At 68.9% G+C, this 26221-nt stretch carries 20 protein-coding genes; 4 read left to right on the top strand and 16 right to left on the bottom strand.

Going from position 1 to position 26221, the window contains the following annotated elements:
• Both AB0305_RS08895 and AB0305_RS08890 read right to left on the bottom strand, forming a co-directional pair.
• Positions 1-2092, bottom strand: a 2092-nt coding sequence (locus AB0305_RS08895; protein ID WP_366172420.1) for a Tex family protein, incomplete at its 3' end; no start/stop codon positions are given.
• A 14-nt stretch (positions 2093-2106) separates the two neighbouring features.
• Complete coding sequence (locus AB0305_RS08890) at positions 2107-2688, bottom strand: heme-binding protein (RefSeq protein WP_364138617.1); 582 nt, start codon at positions 2686-2688, stop codon at positions 2107-2109.
• A 136-nt stretch (positions 2689-2824) separates the two neighbouring features.
• Here AB0305_RS08890 and AB0305_RS08885 point away from each other — a divergent pair, with 136 nt between their 5' ends.
• Positions 2825-6478 carry a TM0106 family RecB-like putative nuclease gene (locus tag AB0305_RS08885; RefSeq protein WP_364138619.1) on the top strand — a complete coding sequence of 1218 codons (3654 nt, stop codon included), beginning with the start codon at positions 2825-2827 and terminating at the stop codon, positions 6476-6478.
• Positions 6479-6554: 76 nt separating this feature from the next.
• Here AB0305_RS08885 and AB0305_RS08880 read toward each other — a convergent pair whose 3' ends face one another.
• The 3 genes from AB0305_RS08880 to AB0305_RS08870 all read right to left on the bottom strand — a co-directional run bounded on the left by AB0305_RS08880 (position 6555) and on the right by AB0305_RS08870 (position 9219).
• Positions 6555-7625, bottom strand: coding sequence for an alkene reductase (locus tag AB0305_RS08880; protein ID WP_364138621.1), 1071 nt, complete (start codon positions 7623-7625; stop codon positions 6555-6557).
• 131 nt (positions 7626-7756) lie between these two features.
• Complete coding sequence (locus tag AB0305_RS08875) at positions 7757-8233, bottom strand: hypothetical protein (RefSeq protein ID WP_364138623.1); 477 nt, start codon at positions 8231-8233, stop codon at positions 7757-7759.
• 455 nt (positions 8234-8688) lie between these two features.
• The gene (locus tag AB0305_RS08870) at positions 8689-9219 is read right to left on the bottom strand and encodes a DUF6318 family protein (RefSeq protein ID WP_366172416.1); all 531 of its coding nucleotides are present in this window, start codon (positions 9217-9219) and stop codon (positions 8689-8691) included.
• 306 nt (positions 9220-9525) lie between these two features.
• Here AB0305_RS08870 and AB0305_RS08865 point away from each other — a divergent pair, with 306 nt between their 5' ends.
• The 3 genes from AB0305_RS08865 (at position 9526) to AB0305_RS08855 (ending at position 11045) form a co-directional block, all read left to right on the top strand.
• Positions 9526-9960: a pyridoxamine 5'-phosphate oxidase family protein gene (locus AB0305_RS08865; RefSeq protein ID WP_364138627.1), complete on the top strand. Its 435-nt coding sequence runs from the start codon at positions 9526-9528 to the stop codon at positions 9958-9960.
• A gap of 74 nt (positions 9961-10034) precedes the next feature.
• Positions 10035-10499: a very short patch repair endonuclease gene (locus tag AB0305_RS08860; RefSeq protein ID WP_364138630.1), complete on the top strand. Its 465-nt coding sequence runs from the start codon at positions 10035-10037 to the stop codon at positions 10497-10499.
• Between the two features lie 288 nt (positions 10500-10787).
• A complete protein-coding gene (locus AB0305_RS08855; RefSeq protein WP_290258644.1) occupies positions 10788-11045 on the top strand; it encodes a hypothetical protein in 258 nt (85 codons plus the stop codon).
• Positions 11046-11060: 15 nt separating this feature from the next.
• On the opposite strand, the gene AB0305_RS08850 is transcribed toward AB0305_RS08855, so the two are convergent.
• From AB0305_RS08850 to AB0305_RS08800, 11 genes are all read right to left on the bottom strand, one after another.
• On the bottom strand, positions 11061-12257 hold the full coding sequence (locus tag AB0305_RS08850) for a restriction endonuclease (RefSeq protein WP_364138847.1): 1197 nt from the start codon (positions 12255-12257) through the stop codon (positions 11061-11063).
• Between the two features lie 73 nt (positions 12258-12330).
• Entirely contained in the window at positions 12331-14562 is a 2232-nt protein-coding gene (locus AB0305_RS08845) for an AAA family ATPase (protein ID WP_364138634.1), read from the bottom strand.
• A 92-nt stretch (positions 14563-14654) separates the two neighbouring features.
• Entirely contained in the window at positions 14655-14909 is a 255-nt protein-coding gene (locus tag AB0305_RS08840) for a hypothetical protein (RefSeq protein WP_290258646.1), read from the bottom strand.
• A gap of 183 nt (positions 14910-15092) precedes the next feature.
• Entirely contained in the window at positions 15093-15512 is a 420-nt protein-coding gene (locus AB0305_RS08835) for a thioesterase family protein (RefSeq protein ID WP_364138637.1), read from the bottom strand.
• A gap of 53 nt (positions 15513-15565) precedes the next feature.
• Positions 15566-17506 (bottom strand): ABC transporter ATP-binding protein, encoded by a 1941-nt coding sequence (locus AB0305_RS08830; RefSeq protein ID WP_364138849.1) that lies wholly within the window; start codon positions 17504-17506, stop codon positions 15566-15568.
• Positions 17507-17640: 134 nt separating this feature from the next.
• On the bottom strand, positions 17641-19374 hold the full coding sequence (locus AB0305_RS08825) for an ABC transporter ATP-binding protein (RefSeq protein ID WP_364138639.1): 1734 nt from the start codon (positions 19372-19374) through the stop codon (positions 17641-17643).
• 210 nt (positions 19375-19584) lie between these two features.
• A complete protein-coding gene (locus AB0305_RS08820; protein ID WP_364138642.1) occupies positions 19585-21735 on the bottom strand; it encodes an MFS transporter in 2151 nt (716 codons plus the stop codon).
• A gap of 4 nt (positions 21736-21739) precedes the next feature.
• On the bottom strand, positions 21740-22225 hold the full coding sequence (locus tag AB0305_RS08815) for a MarR family transcriptional regulator (RefSeq protein WP_290258649.1): 486 nt from the start codon (positions 22223-22225) through the stop codon (positions 21740-21742).
• A gap of 178 nt (positions 22226-22403) precedes the next feature.
• Positions 22404-24068: a thiamine pyrophosphate-binding protein gene (locus tag AB0305_RS08810; RefSeq protein ID WP_364138645.1), complete on the bottom strand. Its 1665-nt coding sequence runs from the start codon at positions 24066-24068 to the stop codon at positions 22404-22406.
• Positions 24065-25156, bottom strand: coding sequence for an agmatinase (speB, locus tag AB0305_RS08805; RefSeq protein ID WP_364138648.1), 1092 nt, complete (start codon positions 25154-25156; stop codon positions 24065-24067). The genes AB0305_RS08810 and speB overlap by 4 nt, the downstream gene beginning before the upstream one ends.
• 346 nt (positions 25157-25502) lie before the next feature.
• On the bottom strand, positions 25503-26078 hold the full coding sequence (locus AB0305_RS08800; protein WP_364138650.1) for a cupin domain-containing protein: 576 nt from the start codon (positions 26076-26078) through the stop codon (positions 25503-25505).
• Positions 26079-26221: the final 143 nt, after the last annotated feature.

Genomic DNA, 26221 nt, shown 5'->3' with positions numbered 1-26221 from the left:
CAACCGGTTCGTCTCCGAACCGGTTGGCCAGCGCGGAGACGTGGACCAGCCCGTCCTGGTGCACCCCGACGTCGACGAACGCGCCGAACGCCGCCGCGTTGGTGACGGTCCCCTCCAGCACCATGCCCGGCACCAGGTCCGAGATCTTCTCCACGCCCTCGCGGAAGCTCGCCGCGGCAAACTCGGGCCGCGGGTCACGGCCCGGCTTTTCCAGTTCGGCGATGATGTCCCGCACCGTGGGCAGGCCGAAGCTGCCGTCCACGAAGTCCTGCGGGTTCAACGCCGAGACGCTGCCTGCACCGGCGGCGGCCTTGATCCGGCGCGCCAGCGGGTAGGACTCCGGATGGACGCTGGAGGCATCCAGCGGCTCCGCTCCCCCGCTGATCCGGAGGAAGCCGGCGCACTGTTCGAAGGCCTTGGCACCCAGCCGCGGTACCTTCTTCAGCTCGCTGCGCTTAGCGAAGGGCCCGTGCTCGTTCCGGTACGCCACGATGTTCTCGCTCAGCAGCGGCCCGACGCCGGCCACCCGGCTGAGCAGCGCCGGGGAGGCGGTGTTGACGTCCACGCCGACGGCGTTCACGCAGTCTTCGACGACGGCGTCCAGGCTGCGGTCCAGCTTCGACGCCGTCACGTCGTGCTGGTACTGGCCGACGCCGATCGACTTGGGTTCGATCTTCACCAGCTCCGCGAGCGGGTCCTGCAGCCGCCGGGCGATCGAGACGGCGCCGCGCAGGGAAACGTCCATTCCGGGCAACTCCGCTGCGGCGAGCGCCGAGGCGGAGTAGACGGACGCACCGGCTTCGGAGACGACGAGCTTCTGCGGGGAGGCGCCTCCGGCACCGAGCTGCTTGATCAATTCGGCCGCGAGCTTGTCCGTCTCCCGGGAGGCGGTGCCGTTGCCGATCGCGACCAGCTCTACCTCGTGTTTGCGGGCCAGGGCGGTGAGGGTGCGGAGCGCCTCGTCCCATTTCCGGGCCGGTGCGTGCGGGTAGACCGTGTCAGTGGCGACGACCTTGCCGGTGCCGTCCACGACGGCGACCTTCACACCGGTCCGCAGTCCCGGGTCCAGGCCCAGGGTGGCCTTGTTCCCGGCCGGGGCGGCGAGCAGCACGTCGCGGAGGTTCGCGGCGAAGACCCGCACGGCCTCGTCCTCCGCGGCGGCGAACATCCGGCTGCGCAGGTCACCGCTCAGCCGGGTCAGGACCCGGGAGCGCCACGCCTGCTGCGCGGTCTGCAGCAGCCAGGCGTCGGCGGGCCGGCCGCGGTCGGCGACGCCAAGGAACCTGGCCACGGCGGCCTCGTAGCGGGCGCGGGCGGCGGCCAGGGCGGCGTCGTCGTCCGGGGCCGCCTCGCTCAGGTCCAGCTCCAGCACGCCGTCCTTCTCGCCCCGCAGCAGCGCGAGGACCCGGTGGGAGGGCATGCCGGCCGGAGCCTGGGCGAACTCGAAGTAGTCCTTGAACTTCTGGCCCTCCGCCTCCTTGCCCTTCTTCACGCGGGAGACCATCCGGCCCTGGGTCCAGAGCCGCTCCCGCAGCGTCTCGGCCAGATCGGCGTCCTGGGCGACGCGTTCGACCAGGATGGACCGGGCGCCGGCGAGTGCGGCGGCGGCGTCCCCAACGGCGTGCTCGGGGTTGAGGTAGCGGGCCGCCTCCCGCTCCGGGTCGCGGTCCGGGTGCCGGAGCAGCGTGTCCGCGAGCGGCTCCAGACCGGCCTCGCGGGCGGCCTGGGCCTTGGTGCGGCGCTTGGATTTGAAGGGCAGGTAGATGTCTTCGAGCCGGGACTTGGTCTCGGCCCCGACGACGGCTGCCTCCAGTTCCGGGGTGAGGGCGCCCTGGGCGGCGATCGCTTCGAGGATGGTCCGGCGGCGGTCCTCGAGTTCGCGCAGGTAGCGGAGGCGCTCCTCCAGGGTGCGCAGCTGCGTATCATCCAGGGTTCCCGTGGCTTCCTTGCGGTACCGGGCGATGAACGGCACCGTGGAGCCGCCGTCGAGCAGGGCCACCGCCGCCGCCACCTGCCAGGCTTTGACGCCCAGCTCCTCGGCAATCAGGGTCTCGATGGCGGTGACTGGACGGTGCTGGGAGCTGGAGTTCACCCAGCCATTTTGCCCTATCCGGGCTCCCGCACGTCCTGGACCACCTCGTTATGGCGGAGGAACCAGGGCTTGAACGGCGGGTCGAACCGGGCGAACCGCGGCGGTCCCACGGTGGTGAGGCCGGCGAGGGCCAGCGCCGCGTGCAGGCCCTCGAGGCGGCGCCGGAACGCGTCCTCGGTGCCCGCGCCGGAGAACCGCACCGCCGCGGCCAGGGACCCGGGCACGGAACGGATGTGCACCTCGGGGCTGGTGGGCACCGGCGCCGTCTCCGCCGTCATACCGGCCGGGAGCACGAACGCCACGGCGAAGTCCGCCGGGCCGTCGCTGCCCGGCAGGGGACCCTGCTGCAGCACGGGTGCGGTCATGGCGATTTTCTGCCCGGATCCGGAAGCCTGCAGTACCGGGGCGGTCATGGCCACCTTCTGCCCGGCGGTGTTGGCGCCGCTGATGTAATTGAAGAGGTAGCGGAAGGCCGCGTTTCCGGCCCGGTCGAACCGGGCGTTGACCTGGACCTCGGCGACAACGTGGGCTGGGTAGCGGCGGAGTTCGAAGTGCGGATAGCTCCGCACCAGGTCAAAGGGCTGCTGTTCGGTCATGGTCATCCGACCCTACGCCGGTCCTCGCGGCGCGGCCAGACCTGGCGGCGTGCCAGGGGCCCGGAGGCCTTGTTGTCGGTGGGCTTTGGTAGCTTGGCAAAAGAGGCACGGCGGACAGAGACGAGGTGGGGACACAGTGTTTTTCCTTGAACCGGGAGTACCCGGCGCGGCCCCGGACCTGGTCTACTCTGCGAGCGACCTGGTGGTGGCCGCAGAGTGCGAGTATCAGTTGCTGCGCAAGCTGGACGAGAAGCTCGGCCGGGCGGCGAAGGCCGACTTCGGCGCCGACGAGATGCTCCGGCACGCGGCTGCGCTGGGCGACGTGCACGAACACACGGTGCTGGATACCTTCGTCGCGGAGTTCGGCCCCTGGGATGCTGCCCGCGGGGCCGGGGTGTACGACGTCGTTGCCGCCGAGGGCATGGAGCGCGCCACCCTGGTGGCCAAGCACGAGGAGTCGATCGCAGCGCTGCGGGCCGGCGCCGACGTCGTCTTCCAGGCCGCCTTCTTCGACGGGCAGTTCCACGGCCGCTCCGACTTCCTGGTCCGTCAGGACGACGGCGCCTACGCGGTGTTCGACACCAAGCTGGCCCGCCACGCCAAGGTGACCGCCCTGCTGCAGCTGGCCGCATACGGCGACCAGCTGCTCAAGGCCGGGATCGACGTCGCCCCGAACGTCACCCTGGTCCTCGGTTCCACCGTGCCGTTGCCCGGCGGCGGCTTCGACTACGTCCGCAGCCACCACAAGCTGGCGGAGATCCTGCCGGTCTTCCGGGAACGGCGCGAACGGTTCCTTACCCTGACCGGGGCGCACGCGGCCCGGCCCGGGACCGTCGCCTGGGGCGCGGAGGGGATCAGCGCCTGCGGACGCTGCGACTACTGCCGGGAGCAGGTGGCCGCCACGGACGACCTGCTGCTCGTGGCGCGGATGAACGCGGTGCAGCGGAAAAACCTGCACGCACTGGGTATTTCCACGGTGGCGCAGCTCGCGGAGGCCAACCTGACCGGCGCCTCCTCCACGCTGCTGCGGCTGCAGGAACAGGCCCGGATCCAGAGCGGGCGCGGCCCGGTAGACGGGGAAGTCACTTACCGCAAGGACGGCGAGGAGCACACGCTGCGCTACGCCGTGCTGGGTCAGAACACGCTGGCGGAACTGCCGCCGCCCAGCCCCGGGGACATCTTCTTCGACTTTGAGGGCGACCCGCTCTGGCAGGACGCGGCCACCGGGATATGGGGGCTGGAATACCTCTTCGGCGTCATCGAGGCGCCCGTCTCGCCCGGCGTACCGGGGGTCTTCCGTCCGTTCTGGGCACACAGCCGGGAGGCGGAGAAGCAGGCGTTCCTGGACTTCCTGGACTACGTCGAGAAGCGCCGCAGCGAGTTTCCCGACATGCACGTCTACCACTACGCGCCGTACGAGAAAACGGCGCTGCGGAAGCTCTCGGTGCAGCACGTCGCCGGCGAGGACACCGTGGACCAGTGGCTGCGCGACGGGCTGCTGGTGGACCTGTACCAGACGGTCCGCAACAGCATCCGGATCTCGGAGAACTCCTACAGCATCAAGCGGCTCGAGCCGCTGTACATGGGCAGCAACCTCCGCACCGGGGACGTCAAGGACGCGGGCGCCTCCGTGGTGGCCTACGCCCACTACTGCGAGGCGCGCGACGCCGGCCGGGACGAGGAGGCGGCGGCGATCCTGGCCGGAATCTCGGACTACAACGAGTACGACTGCCTCTCGACCCTGGAGCTGCGGGACTGGCTGCTGCGGCGGGCGGCCGAACGCGGCATCTCCCCCGCGGCGGACGGTACGGACGGTCCGGCGACGGCTGCCGACAGCTCGGCTGCGGGGTCCGGCTCCGCCGGAGCGGTAGCTGCCGACGCCGGCGGAGATGAGGCGGGTGCCGCGGAGCCGGTGGGACCGGCCGAGGCCACACTCCTTCGTTTCGCCGCACCCGACTCGGGGCTGGCCGAGGACGACCGCAAGGCCGTCGCCATGCTGGCCGCCGCCGTCAGTTACCACCGGAGGGAACGGAAATCGTTCTGGTGGGCTCATTTCGACCGGTGCGAACTGGGACCGGACACCCATGGTGAAGACCGGAACGTCTTCCTGGTCGAAACCGCGGAGATCCTGGACGACTGGCATCGGGAAGGCCGGAAACTGCCGGAGCGCCGGGTGAAGTTGACCGGCACCATCAGCCCGGGATCGGACCTGCGCGAGGGCAGCAAGTGGTTCCGGATGTACGGCCACCCGCTGCCCGCCGGACTTGAAAGCACCGGCAAGAGCGGGACCGGCCGCAACGGCTGGTTTGGCACCGAAGTCCTGGAACTGGGCGACGAGGACGGCAAGGACACGGTCATCATCCGGGACCGGCTGCACCGAAACATCGAGCCTTACGCTGACCTGCCGATCGCGCTCACCGAGGACCAGCCGATCGCCACCAAGAGCCTGGAGCAGGCGCTGGAAACGTTGGCCGCCGACGTCGCCGCGGGGCTGGAGTCGGGAACCCTACCGCGGCACCCGGCCCTCGATCTCGTCCGCAGGCTGCCGCCCCGGCTGGCTGGAGGCTCACCGTTGCCGCAGCCCGGGGAGGGGCCGGACCGGTTTATCGACGCCATCACCGGCGCCGTGCTGAGCCTGGACCGCTCCTACCTAGCCGTGCAGGGCCCGCCCGGGACGGGAAAGACCTACGTGGGTGCCCGCGTCATCGCCCGGCTGGTCGAGCGCGGCTGGAAAATCGGCGTCGTCGGACAATCCCACTCCGTCGTGGAACACCTCCTCGGCACCGCCGTCGCCGCTGGCGTCAGCCCCGCCCTCGTGGCCAAGGACGTGAAGCACTCCGAGCCGCTCCCCTGGGAGGCCCGGAGCGCCAACGACGTGTCCGCGCTACTCGCCGCGCGGGGTGGGGCACTGATCGGCGGCACCGCCTGGACCCTCACCGGCTCCACCGTCCCGGCCGGAGCCCTGGACCTGCTGGTGATCGACGAGGCCGGGCAGTTCTCGCTGGCCAACACCCTGGCGGTGGCGCAGGCCAGCAGCAGACTCTTGCTGCTCGGCGACCCGCAGCAGCTGCCGCAGGTCAGCCAGGGCCAGCACCCGGAGCCCGTGGACGAATCGGCGCTCGGCTGGATCTCCGCGGGGCACGCGACACTCCCGCCGGAGCTCGGCTACTTCCTGGCCGACTCTTGGCGGATGAACTCGGCGCTCTGCCGGGCCGTCTCGGAGCTCGCCTACGACGGCCGGCTGCGGTCGGCTCCGGCAGCCGACCAGCGCCACCTCGACGGGGTCCCGGCCGGAATCGAGACGGTCATGGTCCCGCACGCCGGCAACACCACTTCGTCCCCGGAGGAAGCGGCGGAAGTCGTCCGCCAGGTCCGGCGGCACCTCGGCCTGATGTGGCACTCCCCGGAGGGCGGCAGGCCGTTGGGCACCGAGGACATCCTGGTGGTGGCCGCCTACAACGCGCAGGTCAACCTCATCCGAGAGGCGCTGGGCTGTGCCGGCCTGGGCGGGGTCCGGGTGGGCACGGTGGACAAGTTCCAGGGCCAGGAGGCGGCGGTGGTGCTGGTGTCGATGGCCTGCTCGGCCGTGGCCGACGCACCGCGCGGCATGGAATTCCTGCTTTCCCGCAACCGGATCAACGTGGCTGTGTCCCGGGGGCAGTGGCGCGCCGTGATCGTCCGGGCGCCGGAGCTCACCCACTATCTGCCGCCGCAGCCGGCGTCGCTGGAGCAACTGGGAAGCTTCATTGCCCTGTGTCAGCGCTCGGTCGGAACCGGTACCGGGGGTTAAACGCCAGGCGGCGGGGAGGAAGGCAATTCCTCTCCGCCGCCTGCTGGCGCCCCGTTGCATTCGGGGCCGCCGGGATTTAGTTCTGGTAGAACGGGTAATCCGTGTAACCCTCGGCGCCGTCGGCGTAGAACGTGGACTGGTTCGGCTCGTTGACCGGCAGCCCTTCACGCCAGCGGCGGGCCAGGTCCGGGTTCGCGATGGCCGGGCGGCCCACGACGACGGCGTCGGCGTGGCCGTCGGCGACCAGCGAGACGGCCTCGTCACGGGTGGTGATGACGCCGAAGCCCGTGTTCAGCAGGAACGGGCCGTCGAAGCGGGCGCGCAGGTCCTTGACCAGCTCGCTGTCGGCGTCCTTGTGCAGGACGCTCAGGTAAGCCAGCTTCAGCGGCGAAAGGGCGTCCACCAGGATGCCGTACGTTTCGCGGACGTCGGCTGCATCGGTCTCGGTGGCACCCTGGACGTTGTGCTCCGGGGAGATGCGGATGCCCACGCGGTCCGCGCCCACGGCGTCGACGACGGCCTGGGCCACCTCGATGACGAAGCGTGCACGGTTCTCGGGGGAACCGCCGTAGTTGTCATCGCGCTGGTTGGCGGCGGGGGTCAGGAATTCGTGCAGCAGGTAGCCGTTGGCGGAGTGCAGTTCGACGCCGTCGAATCCGGCCTCGATGGCGTTGCGGGATGCGCGGACGAATTCGTCGCGGATAGACGGCAGTTCGTCGGTGGTGAGGGCGCGCGGTACCGGGAAGGACTGCTTGCCTTCGTAGGTGCGAGTGACGCCGTCGATCGCGATGGCGCTGGGGGCGACGACCTCGTGGCCGCCGGTGGTGGCCTCGTGGGTGACACGGCCGGCGTGCATGACCTGGGCGAAGATGCGGCCGCCCTCAGCGTGAACGGCGGCGGTGACGTCGGCCCAGCCCTTGAGCTGTTCCTCGGTGACCAGGCCGGGCTGGCCCGGGAAGCCGCGGCCGGCTTCGCTGGGGTAGGTGCCCTCGCTGACGATCAGGCCAAGCGATGCGCGCTGCCGGTAGTGCTCAGCCACCAGCGGGCCCGGGACGCCTTCCTTGCCGGAGCGCAGGCGGGTCAGCGGCGCCATGACGAGTCGGTTCGGGAGCTCCATTTGGCCAACGGTCAAAGTGGAAAACAGCATGCGCGGTTCCTTTCGCTGTGGATGATGTCCACGTAGAACAGCAAGGAGGCGCGTGCAACTATTCCGGCTGAGACTCGAATCACTTTCCGGCCGGACTCGGGTTACAGGTCGATCAGGGGGACGGCGGCCTGTCAGGGGGACGGCGGGGCTCCGGCGGGACAGCCCTGGCCCTGCGGGTTGCGGAGGCAGTCGTCGGCAAAGTTCCGGGTGATGGACCGCCACACGCTGACGGTCTGCGAGGGACCGCTGAACTGCCCCTGCCCGGGGATGGGCAGCGGGGGCCCGCCGTTGACGGAGTACGTTCCCTGGAAGTGGGTGGTGAGGACGACGCCGAAGTCACCGGTCTCGGCGTACGCGTGACTGGTGGAGGTCTTCTCTCCCCAGCGTTCCTGCGGCAGCGGGCCGCCGGCCGCCGGGGTGGGTCCCAGCGAGGTGCCGTCGCCATACGTCCAGGTGTACTGGACGGGGGTGGCGGTGACATGTACGGACTGGTTCAGGATGGTGATGTCGAATTGTTGAGCCGCCGACTGGGCGAAGAAATTGGTCTCGGCTCCGCGGAGCGTATGCGGGCTGGGTTGTGCGGTGGCCTGCCCGGGATTGATCGGCAACTTTTGAAACTCGGTTTGAATCATCGCGGCGATGCGCGGCAGCAGATCCTCCGGTTTTGGATCGAAGAGGCAGGTCGGCCCGGAATGGAAGCTCCACGTCGGGTTGGGCACCCCCGCAGGAGCCTTGAGCCACACCACGGGAATTCCCGGTTTGCCGTCGGGCCCGGATTTGCAGTCAACCAGATCGCCCAGGCAGACGGTATCGAACTCTCCACCGCCAAGATGACATTGGAGTTCGTATTTGTATTGGTAGGGGTCGTTTGCGGGGATACCCGATCCAAGTGGTGCGAATTGCCCCGTTTCAGGGTCCAGCCGCCAGCCACCTACATTTACCCCCTGATTTCCAAATCCTGCGTCCGTCCCTTCGTCGGCAAATGCCGCGCCGGGAGCCTGGCAGAGCAGAGTTAGACCCAGCGCCAGCAATATGAAGAGCCGGAATCGGCGTCCCCTTGGTCTCATCGGATCGGGTGCAAGCCCGCCACCCGCCACGCGGCGTCCTTATAGACGGCGAGCATCACGTTGCCGGTGTCGGAGGGCGGGGTGGCGGCACGGAATTCCGAGCCATCACTTTTGTAATAGGCGATCGCGGACTGCCGAACCTGCACCACGACCTGAAAATTGGCGTTCGTATCCGGACCAGCGTTTGCGGTGACAGAGGGAGTCGCGATTTTCCCTCCGACGAGCCACCTATCGGTTTGATAGTTAGTGCTTATGGACTTGGAAACATTCGCGCAAAGCTGGCAGTCGGCGGCTGTGATCGCATCCAGCCGGCTCACGTCTCCGGTCTCGTAGCCGTAGCTGAGCACCTCGAACCAATACTTCGCGAAGGCCTCGAGTCCTTCCTTGGTCTCAGCTTTGGCGGCCTCGGGCAAGACCGGGACGGGGACATTCTGGGCGCGGCCGGAGGCATCGGCCGGTTTGTAGGCGGGAGCGGCAGTGGGCGTGGCCGACGTCGTTCCCGGCGATGCGGACGCGGTCGACTCCACGGGGGCCGCCGTCGTCGGCGCCGGCGGGGACTGTCCGCCCGAGCAGGCCGTCGTACCGACCAGGGCGGCAAGAAAGAGGGCGACTGCGGCGCAGAGCCGGCGGGTCTTTGGACTATGAAATGGCATGTTCAGCTGATCCCCCAATAGAAAATCATGACGCCTGAAATCCAAACAATGCCTAAGGGTAACTGAACCGCAGGCCCCCGGTAAGAGTTATCCACAGATCAATCGGACCGCCCCACATCCCGGCCAAACAGTTCCTTTCGGCCTCTGGCGCCCCTCTACACCGGATAGAAGAATGGGCCCATGATGTTCGAACACGCTGAAGGTCAACCGATCCTGACTCTGACCGAGGATCAATGTTGGAAACTCGTCGAGGGCACTAAGCACGGGCGTCTGGTGGTCACCGTCGGCGGCGAGCCGGACATCTTCCCGGTGAATTACGCCGTCGCAGACCGAAAGCTTTATCTCCGCACCGCCCCCGGCAATAAACTCGCCGAGCTGACCATCAACGCCAAGGTCCTCTTCGAAACAGACGGCATCCTCTCCGAAGAAGCGTGGTCGGTGGTGGTGCGCGGCACGGCCCGCACCCTGGAACACTCCGCCGAGATCGCCGCCGCAGAGGCCTTGGAGCTCAAGCCCTGGGTCCCCACCCTCAAGGACTTCTACGTCGAGATCGCCCCCACCGCCGTCAGTGGACGCCACTTCCAGTTCGGCGAACATCCGGAACGGGACATCTAAGGCCGAGTCGCAGGAAGAACCAACCACCAGAGGCAGGGCCGGCCGCAGCCGGCAGCCCTGCCTAGACTTAACGCATGGCGGACAGTCTGACCCCGGAGCGGCGCAGCTGGAACATGTCCCGCATCCGGGGCAAGAACACCAAACCAGAGCTCCTGGTCCGCAGGCTGCTGCACGCCAAGGGCTACCGCTACCGCCTCCACGGCACCGCCCGGGGCGGCAAGCTCCCGGGCAACCCGGACCTCGTCTTCGCGGGCCGGCGCAAGGTCATCTTCGTCAACGGCTGCTTCTGGCATTTCCACGACTGTCGCGTGGGACAGCACGCGCCCAAGAGCAACGCCGAATTCTGGGACACCAAACGCAGCCGCACAAAGGCCCGCGACGCCGAACAGCGCCAGCGGCTCGAAGAGCTGGGCTGGGAGGTCCTCACCCTCTGGGAGTGCGGCATCAAAGATCTCCCCGCGCTGGAAGCCGAGCTGGAATCCTTCCTCGGCCCGGAAACGGCCGGCACCACAAAGCACCGCGCCCCGTTGCCAACGTGACGCACGACACGCCGTCGAACCCTTCGCGCACCGCCTCCGCGTCCTAGGCCCTACCGGCCGGTAATCTCGGCTTCGCCGGCACTGCCCCAGCGCCGGTTTGCTGCAACCCGCCGTCGTGGATTCGTGACGATTTCGGGGGAACTGATCTGTGCCGGTATGCTCGCGACGGAAATATCTGGGCTATGCCCAGAGACAGTCCTGCGCACCTGGGCTAAACTCGGCATTCGGGGAACTAGGACTCTATCGGTCAGTACGTGGGGGTACTACTCACTCCTCAGGAGAAGCACGATGCCACACCTATTGTTGTCCACCGAGGCCCGCCCGCTGCACGCGGTTCGCAGTCCGGAGGCCGCGTCGGAGCTCGATCCCCTCCGCAGGCAGGTGACCGACATCATCGACGCCATTCTTTCCGACGAGAACCCCGATGAGGCACTCGTCCGCGAACGTCTCCGCCAGCACGTGGCGGACAATCCGGGCCAGCCTGAGAAGGCCCTGCTGAACCACCTGCTCTCGGTTTCCACCACCGTGCAGGACGGCACGGCCTAAGCACAGGCCACCGGCCTAGCGGCTGATGGTTGCCTGACGCACGACTTCGCCCCAGGACTGCTGGGCCAGGTCTGCCACGGAGGCGAGAATCTGCGCCGGCGGCTGGGACAGGTCAAGCGGGAACTCCACGACGTCGATGTCCGTGTTCAGGATCCGACGCAGCTTAATTTCCCCCGACCCGGGGTAGATCAGCCACGCGGTGGGCACCCGCAGGGACGTGCAGTAGGCCAGCATCCGGTAGTGGTCCCCCGAGAGGGACGCGCCAACGTCGGAAGCGGCCTGGTACTTGGCGTCGTACACCATCACGGGGCGGCCGCCGAGCAGGTGCACCGCGCCTGGCTGGACCATGATCCGGTCCGCGTCGTCCACCGCCTCGTTCAGCATGGCGTTGTACCGCAGCCGCATCTCCCCCGGGAATGCACCCATCGCCTCGCGCAGGGCGACGCCCACGAAGTCGGAAAACACCTTGGACATGTCGACGACGAACGACGCCGCCTGCTGCTTTCCGTCGCCGGCCTCGGCCGAGGCGTTGCGCAGGATGAGTTCGGCCAGGCGCAGCGCCGGGTGGTAGCGGACATTCATCCGACTGGCCCGCCACGGCGGCAGCGGCGCCCCGGACTGCAGCCGGGTGACCGCGTCGAGCTTGCCCTTCAACCGCCGCAGCCGGCTCAATACGTCCGCCCGGACCCCCGGCACCTGCGACATCCGCTCCAACGCCGCGCGCAGGATCCGGTTTTCCGGGATGTCCTCGGTGAATTCGTCGTAGGAGACCTCCAGCGGCACCAGCATGCCGGGCCGGCGGGAAATCTGGTCCGAGATCCTGATCCGGCCCTTGACCGTCCGCAGCGATTCGTCCACGTTCAGGTACCCCTGCAGGACACCGCGACTCAACGCCCGGTCGGCGAGCTGGGCCAGGGACTCGGCCAGGGCGCTCCATAGTTCGGCGTCCTCCACCGCGGCGACGGCGTCATCGCGGAAGCCCTGGTTCTCGGTGTAGCCGAGCAGGAACAGCAGCCGGGCCAGGCCGAGGCGCTCCTTGGGCCGGACCTCCAGCTGGACGGTGGGGGTCCGGACCGAGCCGACCTTCCCGACCGGTTCGATCCGGAACAGGCCCATGCCCAGCGGCGACGCCTTGGCCAGGCCGCTGCCGTTGATGTACGCGGCGCTGCCGGGATCGAGGCGCTCCACCACACCCTGGGACAGCTCGTCCATGGCGATGTGCCGGACGGCCGGCTGCCCGGCGGCCAGCCCGGCTCCCGGCTTGGCGTACCCGTCCCGGAGGGCGCTAGACGCGGGCAAGGCGACCCATCAACTGCTCGAGCCCGAACCGCTCCTGCAGCTGGGCGCGGTTCAGCTGACCGTGGTAGTGCTCCTCGAGCAGCGGCATCAGTTCGTACTTCCAGATCCGCCGCAGCCCGGCGGGGGTCTGCGCAGCCTTCTTCATGAAGTAGGACGGCCCGATCATCAGGTCCCGGTCCCACTCGTCGATCGCGTTGTTCAGCTCATCGAGCAGCAGCGCCGGCGTCGTGTCGAGGCCGCGGGCCTGCAGGAACCGCAGCAGCGTCCCCTTCACCGGTTCGGTGCTGGGGTGCAGCTCGATGAAGGAGAACCGGCGCCGGATCGCGGCGTCCATCATGGCGATGGAGCGGTCTGCCGTGTTCATGGTGCCGATGATGTAGAGGTTGTCCGGCAGCGAGAACGGCTCGGTGGGGCTGTACTGCAGGTAGATCCGGTCGTCGCGGTACTCCAGCAGGAAGTACAGCTCGCCGAAGACCTTCGCCAGGTTGGCGCGGTTCATCTCATCGATGATCAGGAAGTAGGGCTTCTTCTCGTTGCCCGGCTTCGCGGCTTCCTCGGCCAGCCGGCGCAGCGGACCGGCCACCAGCTTGAAGGAGACCTGGCCCTCGTCGGTCTTGTCCGGCCGGTAGCCCTCGAAGAAGTCCTCGTAGGCGTAGGAGGGGTGGAACTGCACCAGCTTGACCCGCTCGTCCCCGGTGTCGCCGGCGAGTTCGGCGGCGAGGTGCTTGGCCAGGTAGGTCTTGCCGGTGCCGGGCGGGCCGTACAGCACCAGCTGCCGGTTCTCCTCCAGCATTTCGGCGATTTCCTGGAGCGGCTCCAGGTCCATGTGCAGGGTCGCGGCGAACTCCGGGGTCAGGGGACGGAAGCCCTCGCACGGGGGTTCGACGACGGCGGCCGGCTCGGCGCCGTCTGCGGCATCGCCCTCCGCCTCGGCCGGGAGCAGCGCCTCGAGCGCCTGGATCACGCGGGTGACGTCCACGACAACGCCGGAGCTGGCCAGCTGCCGCTGCACGTGCCGGGGCAGCTCGGCGAGCTGGTGGTCGCCGTCGAACCAGCGGACCTTGCGGCGCAGCCGGCGGTTGTCCTCGTTCTGTTCGGGTTCGCCCAGCACCACGCCCACGCGGACCGCGCCGGCGCTTTGGTAGAGCGTGAGGTCGCCCGGCTTCATGACGGTCAGAAAGGCGAAGACGGCGGTCTTGGTGTCCTCGCGCTCGACGTAGCTCAGGTGCTTGTAGTCCTCGTCAACGGCGTGCTGGACCAGGCCCGCGGTGACGCCCGGGTCGAGCTGGCGGAGGTGTTCGACGTCGAGCGTCACCGCTTCCTCGTCCTGCCACGCGGCGAGCAGCTCGGCATTGTCGTGGTGGCTGCGCAGCAACCAGGCGCGGCGGCCGGGGTCCCCCACCTTGCGCCACTGGCTGACCAGCTGCCGGGAGTACCAGTCGATCCGCTGGCCGGCCTGTTCGTCCAGGTGCAGGCGGATCCGGTGGATGTCGGCGGAAATCTCCTCATCCGTATCGCCCTTCGCGCCGCCGACCAGGGAGGCGAACGCGTCGCGGATCTCCTGGCGTTCGACGTCGGCCACGATCGGTTCGAAGTAGGCCGGCCAGACCAGGAATTCGATGCTGCGGCGAATCGCCGGCTGGTCATCCGGGGTGCCCATGGTCAGCTCGTGGAACGCCAGCGGGTCCTTGATGGCGGCCTGCACGACGCCGGCGGGACGCTGCGCGACGTGGCGGACGAAGCGGCAGAGCCACTTCAGGTGGTCCCAGATGGTCCAGTTGAACTCTGCGGTGCGGTCCCGGATCACACCGTGGTCCGTCATGCCGGCGTAGAGCTCCTCCGGCAGGTCCAGCGGAGGCTCAAGCCAGGACGCGGCCTCGGCCACGCGGGCACGCTTGACCTTGAGGGACTTCACCTCGTGGGCCAGCGGGAGGGACTGAAGGAAGAGCAGTTCGACGGCGAGCTGCTTCGCGCCGCGGGTAGCCCCCTCAAGGTTTTCCCGCAGGTTGGTCATCATGGGTGCCTTGGGGTCCGGGATGCCCCGTTCCAGCCGCTCCAGCAGCTCCGAGGCGGCGGCCACGGACCAGGTCCGGGTGCGGCCATCCAGCGGGGAGGCCTTGCCGAGCAGACCCGGGCCGAGCACAAACCACGCCGCGTCTTCGATTTCCTTGGAGATGCCGAGGGCGCGGTGCATGGCAGGCTTTTTGTGGGGGGTCATGCCCTCCAATTTACAGGCCTAAGCTGAACGCCCGCATCACGGGCCGGCCCGTCGCCGGGCCGTCCGGGGCGTTCTCCAGGCGCCCGGGCGGGCTACTTGCCGCCGGCCCTGCGCTTCACGCCGAAGGTGAAATAGCTGCCGGGTCCGACGAAGTTCACCAGCGTGGCTACCCGCCAGAGCGCCTTGCTGCCGCGGATTTCCTCCGCCGGCCGGCGGGAGATGTCCCGCTGCGCCGCGACCAAAAGGGAAAGCTGCACGAGGGCCGCCGTGACGGTGCCGAACTTCGCCATCGGCGAGAGTTCCTTCCACGTCTTCTTTTTGCCCGCCGCCTTGCTGCGCTTGGCCATGGTCCTGCTCCTCGCTCTGGTCGGTTCTGTGCCGATGCCCGTGGGGCGCGTCCAGTCTAGGGCGGGGCGGGCGGCCGGGGTAAGGGCCTCCCGCCCCATCCCTCTTGGTCAACTGACTCGCAGCCGGGGCCGTTCCGGAGCCTCAAAACGGCCTGAGGTGCGAGTCAGTTGGGGTCCGCGCGGTCAGCGGGCGGTGAACTGCTCCAGCTTGGCCTTCTGCTCCGGGGTCAGCCGCACCACCCGTCCGGTGGCTTCGTCCACGAAGGCCAAGTGGCTGCTGGCCTTGACGCAGTCCTCGCCGGTGACGGGGTCCTGGACCAGGTAATGGATGTCGAAGCTGGCACCCTTGACCGCGCCGATCCAGAGCTGCACGAGGGCCGGGATGTTGCGGTACTCCAGGGTCCGGACGTAGCGGATGCGGTGTTCGACCACCAGCGCCAGGATGCCGGCGGGGACCTCGCTGAAGAGCGGGACCACCGGCTCCAGGCCGGGCAGCCCAGTGCCGCCGGGCGGCCCGAAGGCGGCGATGCGCGCCTCCTCCAGGATCCGGACCAGCTGGACGTTGTTGATATGGCCGTAGGCGTCCATATCGCCCCAGCGCATCGGCACCCGCACCTCCAGCCGGCGCGGCTCCGCTCCCCCGGCCGCCGCGGCGCTCAGCTGCGCACCGGCGTCGGGCCGCCCGCGGCGTCGGCCAGGGCCGCCTCCGCGTCCTCACCGGCGAACTGGGACATGTACAGCCGGTAGTAGGCACCCTGGCTCTCGAGCAGCTCGGCGTGCCGGCCCTGCTCCACGATCCGGCCTGCCTCCATCACCAGGATGGTGTCCGCGTCCCGGATGGTGGAGAGCCGGTGCGCGATGACAAAGCTGGTCCGTTCGGTCCGCAGCGCGGCCATGGCCTTCTGGACCAGGGCCTCCGTTCGGGTGTCCACGGAGCTGGTGGCCTCGTCCAGGATCAGCAGCAACGGGTCGGCCACGAAGGCGCGGGCGATGGTGATCAGCTGCTTCTCGCCGGCGCTGACGTTGTTGCCTTCCTCGTCGATGACCGTGTCGTAGCCGTCCGGCAGCGCCCGGACGAAGCGGTCCACGAAGGTGGCCTTGGCGGCGGCCATAATCTGATCCTCGGTGGCGTCCAGCTTGCCGTAGCGGATGTTCTCGTAGATGGTGCCGCCGAACAGCCAGGCGTCCTGCAGCACCATTCCCACCTTGGAGCGCAGCTCGGCGCGGCTGAGCCGGGTGATGTCCACGCCGTCCAGGGTGATGGTGCCGGCGTTGAGCTCATAAAAGCGCATCACCAGGTTCACCAGCGTGGTCTTGCCGGCGCCGGTTGGTCCGACGATCGCGACGGTGTGGCCGGGTTCGGCGGTGAAGGACAGGTCCTCGATCAGCGGCTTGTCCGGCGTGTAGCTGAAGGTGACGTGGTTGAACTCCACGTGACCGTCGGTCCTGGCCGGCAGCTGGTCTGTGGCGGTCTCCGGATCCTGCTCGTCGGCGTCGAGGAACTCGAACACGCGCTCGGCGGAGGCGACGCCGGACTGCAGCATGTTGGCCATGCCGGCCATCTGCCCCAGCGGCTGGGTGAACTCGCGCGAGTACTGGATGAACGCGGTGGCGTCTCCCAGGCTCATCCCGCCGGAGGCCACGCGCAGGCCGCCGACGACGGCGATGCCCACGTAGCTGAGGTAGGAGACGAACTGCATGACCGGCATGATCATGCCGGAGACGAACTGGGCGCCGAAGCTGGCCTTGTAGAGTTCCTCGTTCCGTTCGTCGAAGCGGGCCAGCATGTCCGCGTCGCGGCCGAAGACCCGGACCAGGTCGTGCCCGGAGAAGGACTCCTCGATCTGGCCGTTGAGTTCGCCGGTGTTCTTCCACTGCGCGGCGAAGAGCTTCTGGCTGCGCGCGCCGATGACACCGGCGGCCACCCCGGAGAGCGGCAGCGCGATGAGGGCGATCAGGGCCAGCTGCCAGGACACGATGAACATCATGATGACGATGCCGATCACGGTCAGTGCCGAGTTCACCAGCTGCGCGAACGCCTGCTGCAGGGCCTGCTGGATGTTGTCGACGTCGTTGGTGACGCGGGAGAGGATGTCGCCCCGCTGGCGGGTGTCGAAGTAGTTCAGCGGCAGCGCGTTGAGTTTCTCCTCGGTGTCATCCCGCAGCCGGCGCACCACCCGCATGACCAGGACGTTGAGGACGTAGCCCTGCAGCCAGAGGAAGATGTTGGCGACGAAGTACATCACCAGCACCACGCTGATGAGGAACGCAAGCTTCTGGAAGTCGATGCCGACGCCGGGGATCACGTCCATCCGGGAGAGCATGTCCGCGAAGTTGTCCTGGCCCTGGGCGCGGAGCCCGGCGATGAACTGGTCCTTGGTGGCCCCGGCCGGCAGTTGCTTGCCGACGACCCCGCCGAAGATCACGTCCATGGCCTGGCCGAGGATCCGGGGTGCGACGACGTTGAGGACGACGGCGACCGTCACCATGGCCAGGACGGCGATGATGCCGGCGCGTTCGGGTTTCAGCAGGCCCATCAGGCGCTTCGCCGAGGGCCAGAAGTGCTGGGCCTTCTTTGCCGGGACCGCGCCGAACATGCCGCCGTCGGCCTCGCCGGGGGTGAATTCCTCCTCGACGAAGTCCTCGTCGGCGGTGTCCGGTGCGTCCTGCGGGCCGGTCACAGCGCCGGCCGTTTCGTCGGGCGCGTTGCGGCCGAGCTTTTCGTTGGTGCTCACGCGATGGCCTCCGCGGTCAGCTGGGATTCGACAATTTCCTGGTAGGTGCTGGAGCTCTCGAGGAGCTCCTCGTGGGTGCCGCGGTCCACGATCCGGCCCTTGTCCAGCACCAGGATCTGGTCCGCGTCGGCGATGGTGGAGACCCGCTGACCGACGATGATGACTGTGGCGTCAGCGGTCTTGGCCTTGAGGGCCTTGCGTAGCCGGGCGTCGGTGGCGACGTCGAGCGCGGAGAACGAGTCGTCGAAGAGGAAGACCTTGGGTTCGGTGACCAAGGCCCGGGCGATGCAGAGCCGCTGGCGCTGGCCGCCGGAGACGTTGGTGCCGCCCTGGGCGATCCGGGCGTCGAGGCCGTTCTTCTTCTCGCGGACGAAGTTGGCTGCCTGCGCCACGGTGAGGGCGTCCCAGAGCTCGGCGTCGGTGGCTTCGGACTTGCCGAACCGCAGGTTGTGCCCGATGGTTCCGGAGAACAGGTAGGGCCGTTGCGGGACCATGGCGACGCGGCTGGTGATCTCGGCCCGGTCCAGGTTGGTGACGGGGACGCCGTCCAGCAGGACCTCGCCCGAGGCGGCGTCGAACAGGCGGGGCAGCAGGGCCAGCAGGGTGCTCTTGCCGGCGCCGGTGGACCCGATGATGGCCACGGTCTGGCCGGGTTCGGCGGTGAAGCTGATGTCGCTGAGCACGGGGGCCTCGGCGCCGGGGTAGGCGAAGGAGACGTTCCGGAATTCCACCCGGCCGGCCCGGGCGGCGGGAGCCACGGGGGTGCCGGGCTCGTGGATGGAGGGTTCGACGTCGAGCACCTCGCCGATGCGGTCCGCGCAGACGGAGGCGCGCGGGATCATCATGGCCATGAAGGTGCCCATCATGACCGCCATCAGGATCTGGAGCAGGTACTGCAGGAACGCGGTCAGCGACCCGACCTGCATCTCCCCCGCGTCCACCCGCTGGCCGCCGAACCAGAGCACGGCCGCGGTGGAGATGTGCAGGATCATGCCGATTGCCGGGAACATCAGGACGAACAGCGAGCCGATCTTGAGCGAGACGTTGGTCAGGTCCTGGTTGGCGGCGCCGAAGCGCTGCTCCTCGTGCGGTTCGCGGACGAAGGCGCGGACCACGCGGATGCCGATGATCTGCTCCCGCAGGACGGCGTTGAGCCGGTCGATCTTGGCCTGCATGGAGCGGAACAGCGGCATCAGCCGGACCACCAGGTAGCCGACCACCACCACCAGCAGCGGGACGGCGACCCACACCAGCCAGGAGAGGTTCAGGTCCTCGCGGAGGGCCATCACGATGCCGCCGATGCACATGATGGGGGTGGCCACCATGAAGTTGAGCGCCATCAGCATCAGCATCTGCACCTGCTGCACGTCATTGGTGCCGCGGGTGATCAGCGACGGCGCCCCGAAGATGTTGACGTCGCGGGCGGAGAAGCTGCTGACCTTGCGGAAGACCCCGCGGCGCAGGTCGCGGCCGAAGGCCATAGCCGCGCGGGAGCCGAAGTAAACGCCGGCGATGGCCGTGACCACCTGGACCAGGGCGACACCGAGCATCAGGGCGCCGGTGCGCCAGATGTAGTCGGTGTCGCCGCGCGAGACGCCCTCATCGATGATCTGCGCATTGAGGCTCGGCAGGTACAGCGCGGCGATGGTGGAGGCCAACTGGAAGACGACGACGGCCGCGATGAACGGCAGGTACGGCCTCGAGTAGCGCCGGATGAGGGTGAGAAGCATGCCCACTGGTCCTTCTGGAAGAAGCGGTTAATCCAAATACATGACAAAAGTAAAGCAGCAGGGGCCGACAGCCTTAGCCGTCCAACTCTACGAGGTCTTGGGCGCCGGCGGAACAGCGTCCGGAAAGGGAGACCAACGGCCCCGCACCTCCCCTCGCGGGAAGGTACGGGGCCGCCGGATCCTGGCTGCGACGCCTGGCGGTGCGCGGGGCTATTCGCCGCGGTGCCGGCCGTGCGTGGCGATGTAGTCCGCGGCGGCGCGCTGCAGCTTCCGTTCCTTGGCCAGCTGGCGGCGGAGCGTGGTGAGCTGCTCGGCCACGCGGGCCTGTTCAGCGGCGATCGCGCGCTGCTCGGCGGCCTGGTCATGCACCGTGCGGAGGGCGTCCGCGAGCTGGACCTGCTGCTCGGCGAGCAGCCGCTGGGTCTGCATGAGCAGCTGCAGCACGTCGGCGTCGTCGGCCTTCGCGTCCGCCACCATGGTCCGGGACCGGAGGCGGGCACCCTCACGCTCCGCGCGGGCGTCGGCGTCGTCGGCCGGGCCCTGCTCGCGGGCCGCGGCGGGGAACCGGGTTCCGCCGTTCCGCTGCCGGCTCAGGACCTCGATGAACTCGCGGTCCAGGTCCACGATCCCGGTGGGGGTGGTGTCCGTGGACGGCTCGCCGGGACCCTGGGCGGAACCCCCGCCGGCAGGACCGTGGGCGGCGACGGCGTGGGCGGCAGCCCCGGCGTCGATGTCCGCACCGGATCCGGTGATGGCTCCGGACGCCGCGGTCTGGGCGGCGGGCTCGGGCTGGACATCCACGGTGCGGCGCAGCGGCTTCTCCTTGATGAACAGGACGGAAACCAGCGCTAGGATGCCCACGATCGCCGAGATCATGAAGATTTCCGCCGTGGCATCACCGTAGGCGGCGCGCATGATGTCGCGGATCTGCGGGGGCAGGTCCTTGAGGTCCAGGCTGCCACCGGAGGAGCCGCCCTGAACGGGGATGCCGGCCGCGGCCAGGCCTTGGGTGGCGAGTTCCTTGACCCGGTTGCCCAGGACGGCGCCGAGGACGGAGACGCCGATCGCGCCGCCGACGGAGCGGAAGAACGCGACCGAGGCGCTGGCGGTGCCGATGTCCGTGGCCCGGACGGTGTTCTGGACGGCGAGGACGAGGTTCTGCATCAGCAGGCCCAGGCCGAGGCCGAGGACCGCGGTGTAGAGGCCGGTGATCCAGAGTTCGGTGGTGTGGTCGATGGTGCCGGCGAGGCCCAGGCCGCCGATCAGCAGGATGGAACCGGCGATCAGGTAGCGCTTCCACTTGCCGGTGCGGCTGATCAGCTGGCCGGAGAGGACCGAGCCGATCAGGTTGCCGGCGATCATCGGCAAGGTCAGCAGGCCGGCCTCGGTGGGGCTAGCGCCGCGGGCCACCTGGTAGTACTGGCCCAGGAACGCGGAGGAACCGAACATCGCGACGCCGACGGCGACGGAGGCCAGGATGGCCAGGGCCGTGGTGCGCTCGGAGATGATCTTGAGCGGGATGACCGGCTGCGCGACGCGGCCTTCGACGAAGACCAGCAGGGCCAGGAGGGCGATGCCGCCGCCGACCATGGCGACCGTCTGCCAGGACCACCAGTCGTAGTAGTCCGGGTTGCCGGCGAAGGAGACCCAGATCAGCAGCAGGCTGACGCCGGAGGTGAGCAGGATCGAGCCCAGCCAGTCGATCTTGGCGGGGCGCTTGACGTGCGGGAGCTTCAGCGTGATCTGCAGCAGGATCAGCGCGATGATGGCGAGCGGGACGCAGACAAAGAAGGTCCAGCGCCAGCCCAGCGGGCTGTCCACGATGAAGCCGCCCAGGAGCGGGCCACCCGCGGTGCCGACGGCCATGACGGCACCCATGTAGCCGGAGTACTTGCCGCGGTCACGCGGCGGGATCATCGAGCCGATGATGGCCTGGGCGAGCGCGGTCAGGCCACCCATGGCGATGCCCTGGATGACGCGGGCTGTGAGCAGGAACGGGATGGTCTGGGAGAAACCCGCCATCACGGAGCCGGCGACGAAGACAACGATGCTCAGCTGGACCAGGAACTTCTTGTCGAAGAGGTCCGCGAGCTTGCCCCAGATGGGGGTGGTGGCCGCGTTGGCCAACAGCGCGGCCGTGATCACCCAGGCGAAGTCGGTCTGGGTGCCCTTGAGCTCCGACATGATGGTCGGCAGGGCGTTGGCGACGATGGTGCTGCTGATGATCGCGGTGAAGAACGCTGCCAGCAGGCCGGTGAGGGCCTCCATGATCTGGCGGTGCGACATCACCACCTGGGGTGCGGGCTGGGGATTCTGCGTGGCTGTCGGGGATGGCCCGGCGGCCGCTGCGTGACTGGCCATATCTTTACTCCTCAACAAAGGTGGTGGTATCGGTGGATCCGGCCGTCTTTGCCCGGGCCGAGTTCCGAAGGGACTCGGCAAGTTTTTTCAGTGAGCGGGCGGTCTCTTCAACGTCGTCCTCGCTCCAGTCCTGCAACAGGGACTGCAGGCTGGCCGCCCGGTGTTCCTCGATGACGCGGAGCTTCTCCACGCCCGCCGGGGACAGCGCCACGAGCTGGGCGCGGCCGTCCTCGGGATCGGGCCGGCGTACGACGTAGCCGTGGTCGACCAGCTCCGAGAGGTGCCGGCTGAGGACCGGGGCGCTGACGCCGAGCCGTTCCGCCAGGTGGGTGGCGCGGGTCTCGCCCTCCCCAACGAAGCGGAGGACGCCCTGAAGCGCGACGCCGGTATCGTCGCCGCGCAGGCTCGCGGCGGCAACGCACCGGACGGCGCGCTGAAGATCAAAAATGTGGTGGACCAACTTGGCTGCAGTGGTCGATGCGACTGACATGTGAGGATGCCCCCTTATTTGCTTGCCCGAAGCAACAATACATGAAAATGATTGCTTTGGGAAACTAAGGGCGTTCGTGATGGGCTTCGCGGACCTGCCATGGGGCTGCCATGAGGGTCCTCCGGAGACGGCGAAAGGCCCCGATCCGGGTGGATCGGGGCCTTTCGTTCTGCTGGTTTTAGACGTCCAAGTGGGTAGGGGCGAACATCTTGAGCAGGGTCTCGACGACGACGACGTTGGGGCCGTCCGCGGCGAAGCCGGCCTTGAGCGCCTCCCCCACGTTCTCGGGGGCCACCCGCACCGCGGGAACGCCGAACGCCTCGGCGAGCTTGACGAAGTCCGGCCGCGCGAGTTCGGTGGCGGTGGCCTTGCCGAAGGCGCCCACCATGTACTCGCGCAGGATGCCATACCCGCCGTCGTCGACGATCAGCCAGGTGACCGGGACGTTGTGCTGCTTGGCCGTGGCGAGCTCGGAGATGGAGTACATTGCCGAGCCGTCGCCGGAGACCGCCAGGACCCTTGCCGAGGCGCCGGACCGCCCTGTCGTCTCGAGGCCCACCGCCCCGCCGATCGCGGCGGGGAAGCCGAAGCCCAGGCCGCCGGCGCCCTGCGCGGAGTGGAACTGGCCCTCGCGGGCGTCCCAGCAGCTCCAGGCCCAGTAGGCGGAGATGGTCATGTCCCAGAAGGTCTGCATGGTGGCGGGGACCGCCTCGCGGATCTCCGCCATGAACTGCAGTTCCTTGCCGAGGTCCTGGGACTCCAGCCGGGCGCGGACCTTGGCGAGGGTGTCCTTGACCAGGGTTTCCGGCGGGGTGCCGTGCCAGTCGGCGCGTTCCCCGTGGGGTTCGGTCAAAGCCTCGTCCAGGGCGGCGAGGGCCTGCCCGGCGTCGGCCCGGATGCCCAGGCCCGGCCGGTTCGACTCGAGCACGCGGGGTTCGGCGTCGATCTGGATGATCCGGCCGCGCGGCTCGAAGGTGAAGTAGTTGGAGGTGACCTCGCCCAGCGAGGAGCCGATGACGATCAGCACGTCGGCGTCCTCGAGCAGCTCGGTCATGTGCTGGTCTTCGATCCAGGACTGCAGCGAGAGTTCATGGGTCCAGGGGAAGGCACCGTTGCCGCCGGGGGTGCAGATCACCGGAGCGCGGAGCTTCTCGGCCAGCGACAGCAGGGACTTCTCCGCGTGGCCGCGGCGGGTGCCGCCGCCGGCGATGATGGCCGGGCGTTTGGCGTCCTCGAGCCACTTCACGGCCTCGCGGACCAACTCCACCCGGGGCGGGTTATCGGCGGCCTCGGCGAGGGCGTCCTCCACCGGGGGCACCATGATCGGGTCCAGCAGCACGTTCTGCGGGATTTCGATCCAAACCGGGCCCTGCGGGGAGGAGATGGCCTCGGTCCAGGCGTCCTGGATGGCGGAAGGAATGCCGGAGGCGTGCTGGATCAGCCGCTGGCTCTTGGTGACGTTGGCGGCGGAGGCCTTCTGGTCATCGAGCTGGTGAAGCATGCCCTTGCGCCGGGCACCGAGTCCCTCCAACGGGATCTGGCTCGCGACCACGACCATCGGCACGCCGGTGGCGTAGGCCTCCTGCAGGCCGGCCAGGGAGGTCAGGGCGCCCGGGCCGGTGGAGAGGAAGAGCACGCCGACCTCGCCGGTGGCGCGGGAGTAGCCGTCCGCGGCGAAGGCGGAGTTGTTTTCCACCCGGGAGGAGACGAACTGGAGGTTGCCGCGGCCCATGGCGTCGAACAGGCCCAGGGCGTGCTGGCCGGGGATGCCGAAGACGGTTTTGGCGCCGAGCGCTTCCAGGGTTTCGACGACGAGGTCGCCGCCGTTGCGGACGCCGCTCATCGGGCCGCCTCCGCGGATGCGGCCGGGGCCTGGGCGGGAGCGGCAGCAAAGCCGGCCGGGCGGCGGTTTTCGCGGCCCAGCGCCTGCGCCCCGTAGCCGTTGCCCGACGTCGGGCCGCCGTCGGCCGCGTTGTCCGCCATCAGGGTCACCAGTTCGTAGGCGACGTGGCTGCCGGCGACGCCGGTGATGTCCGCGTGGTCGTAGGCCGGGGCGACCTCGACGACGTCGGCGCCCACGAGGTTCATGCCGCGGAAACCGCGGATGATCTCGATCAGCTCGCGGCTGGTGAGGCCGCCGGCCTCCGGGGTGCCGGTGCCGGGGGCGTGGGCCGGATCGAGGACGTCGATGTCAACGGAGATGTAGAGCGGGCGGTTGCCGATCCGGTCGCGGACCTTGGCGACGGTTTCCAGCACGCCCTGGTAGTAGACGTCCGCGGAGGTGACGATGCCGAAGCCGAAGCGGTGGTCGTCGTCGAGGTCCTTCTTGCCGTAGAGCGGGCCGCGGGTGCCGATGTGGCTGATCGCCTCGGTGTCGAGGATGCCCTCCTCGACGGCGCGGCGGAAGGGGGTGCCGTGGGTGTACTCGGCGCCGAAGTAGGTGTCCCAGGTGTCCAGGTGGGCGTCGAAGTGCAGCATGGCGACGGGCTGGCCGGAGCGTTCGGCGGCGGCGCGCAGCAGCGGCAGGGCGATGGTGTGGTCCCCGCCGAGGGTCAACAGCTTGCTGCCGGCGGCGGTCAGGTCCAGCGCGTTCTGCTGGATGGACTCGATGGCCTCGTTGATGTTGAACGGGTTGACAGCCATGTCGCCGGCGTCGGCCACCTGGAGGTTCTCGAACGGGCTGACGTCCCAGGCCGGGTTGTAGGGCCGCAGCAGGCGGCTGGCCTCGCGGACGTGGTTGGCGCCGAAGCGGGCGCCGGGCCGGTAGGACACCCCGGAGTCGAAGGGCACGCCCACCACCGTGACGTCCGCCTTGGCCACCTGGTCGAGGCGGGGCAGGCGGGCAAAGGTGGCCGCGCCGGCGTACCGGGGGATGCGGGCGGAATCGATGGGGCCAAGGTTTCCGTTGGCCTCGATGCGCAACTCTTCCAAGCGGGCGTCTCCTTCTGGATACAGGGGTGGATGTGACTGCCATCATACACTCGGAGTTGCCTGCTGCGCACCTGTTGTTTACTTCTGACTGGCTCCGGGTGGCTCCGCGCATCGCACGCTGGACCGGGCGGAGGAGGCCCCGGAGTTGTCCAGATAGGCCCGCTCCCCCTTTCCGGGCTGGCTCGTGGTCCGCGGGAGGCGCGCTCAAACAACGTACGCTCCCGCCCGGTTACCCGCTCCCGCGCCAGAGACCACCCGCGGAGCGGCGGGCGCCACCCATGACCGCCGCCCAACCCCAAACCCGGCCGGGAGGAGGTAACCGGGGAGGAACGTACGGGGAGGGGAGCTACTGGCTGGCGGCAGGGACCAGCACCCAGAGCACCTCGACGGGCTCGTCGGTGGGGTTGATCCAAGTGTGCGGTTCACGGCCCGGGAAGGTGACAGTGTCGCCGGCCGCCAGGTCGAAGGACTCATTGGTCAGGACCAGCCGGATGCTGCCCTTGACCACGTGCAGGACGTCGACGTCGCAGTCCACGGCGTACAGTTCGGACTCTCCGCGGCCGCGGGGTTCGATCACGGCCTGGATGATCTGCAGCCGCCGCTCGGAGCGGGCCGTGAGCAGCCGCTCAACGATTCCCTCGCCGCCGAGGGAGATCCGCGGACCCTCGCCTCGTCGGGTCAGGTGCGTCTCCGGGGCGGCGAAGAGGTCGCCGATGGAGATGGAGAGGACCTGGCAGAGCGTCACGAGGGAGCTCACCGACGGGGAGGTCAGGTCCCGCTCCACCCGGCTCAGGAAGCCCTTGGTCAGGCCGGTGGCGTCGGCGACCTGTTCGATGGTGAGCCGCTGGGACTGCCGCGCGGCGCGGATTCTGGAGCCGATGGCAACCGGAACGTTGCTCGGTTCAACAGGGAGAGCCTTCATTTGGGAACCTTTCACGGCCGGCCGCGCGGCCCCAGCATTGGTGCCAATCCTAGCCGTTGCCCCGAGGCCGTTCCCCGCTGGGACACACGGCGTTCACAGGTTGACTGTAAGCACCATCACAATCTAGCGTTTGGCAACAGGTG

The organism is Arthrobacter sp. NPDC080086, from assembly GCF_040702285.1.
The sequence above is the reverse complement of the archived record's forward strand: the minus strand, read 5'-3'. Positions and strand labels throughout refer to the sequence as shown.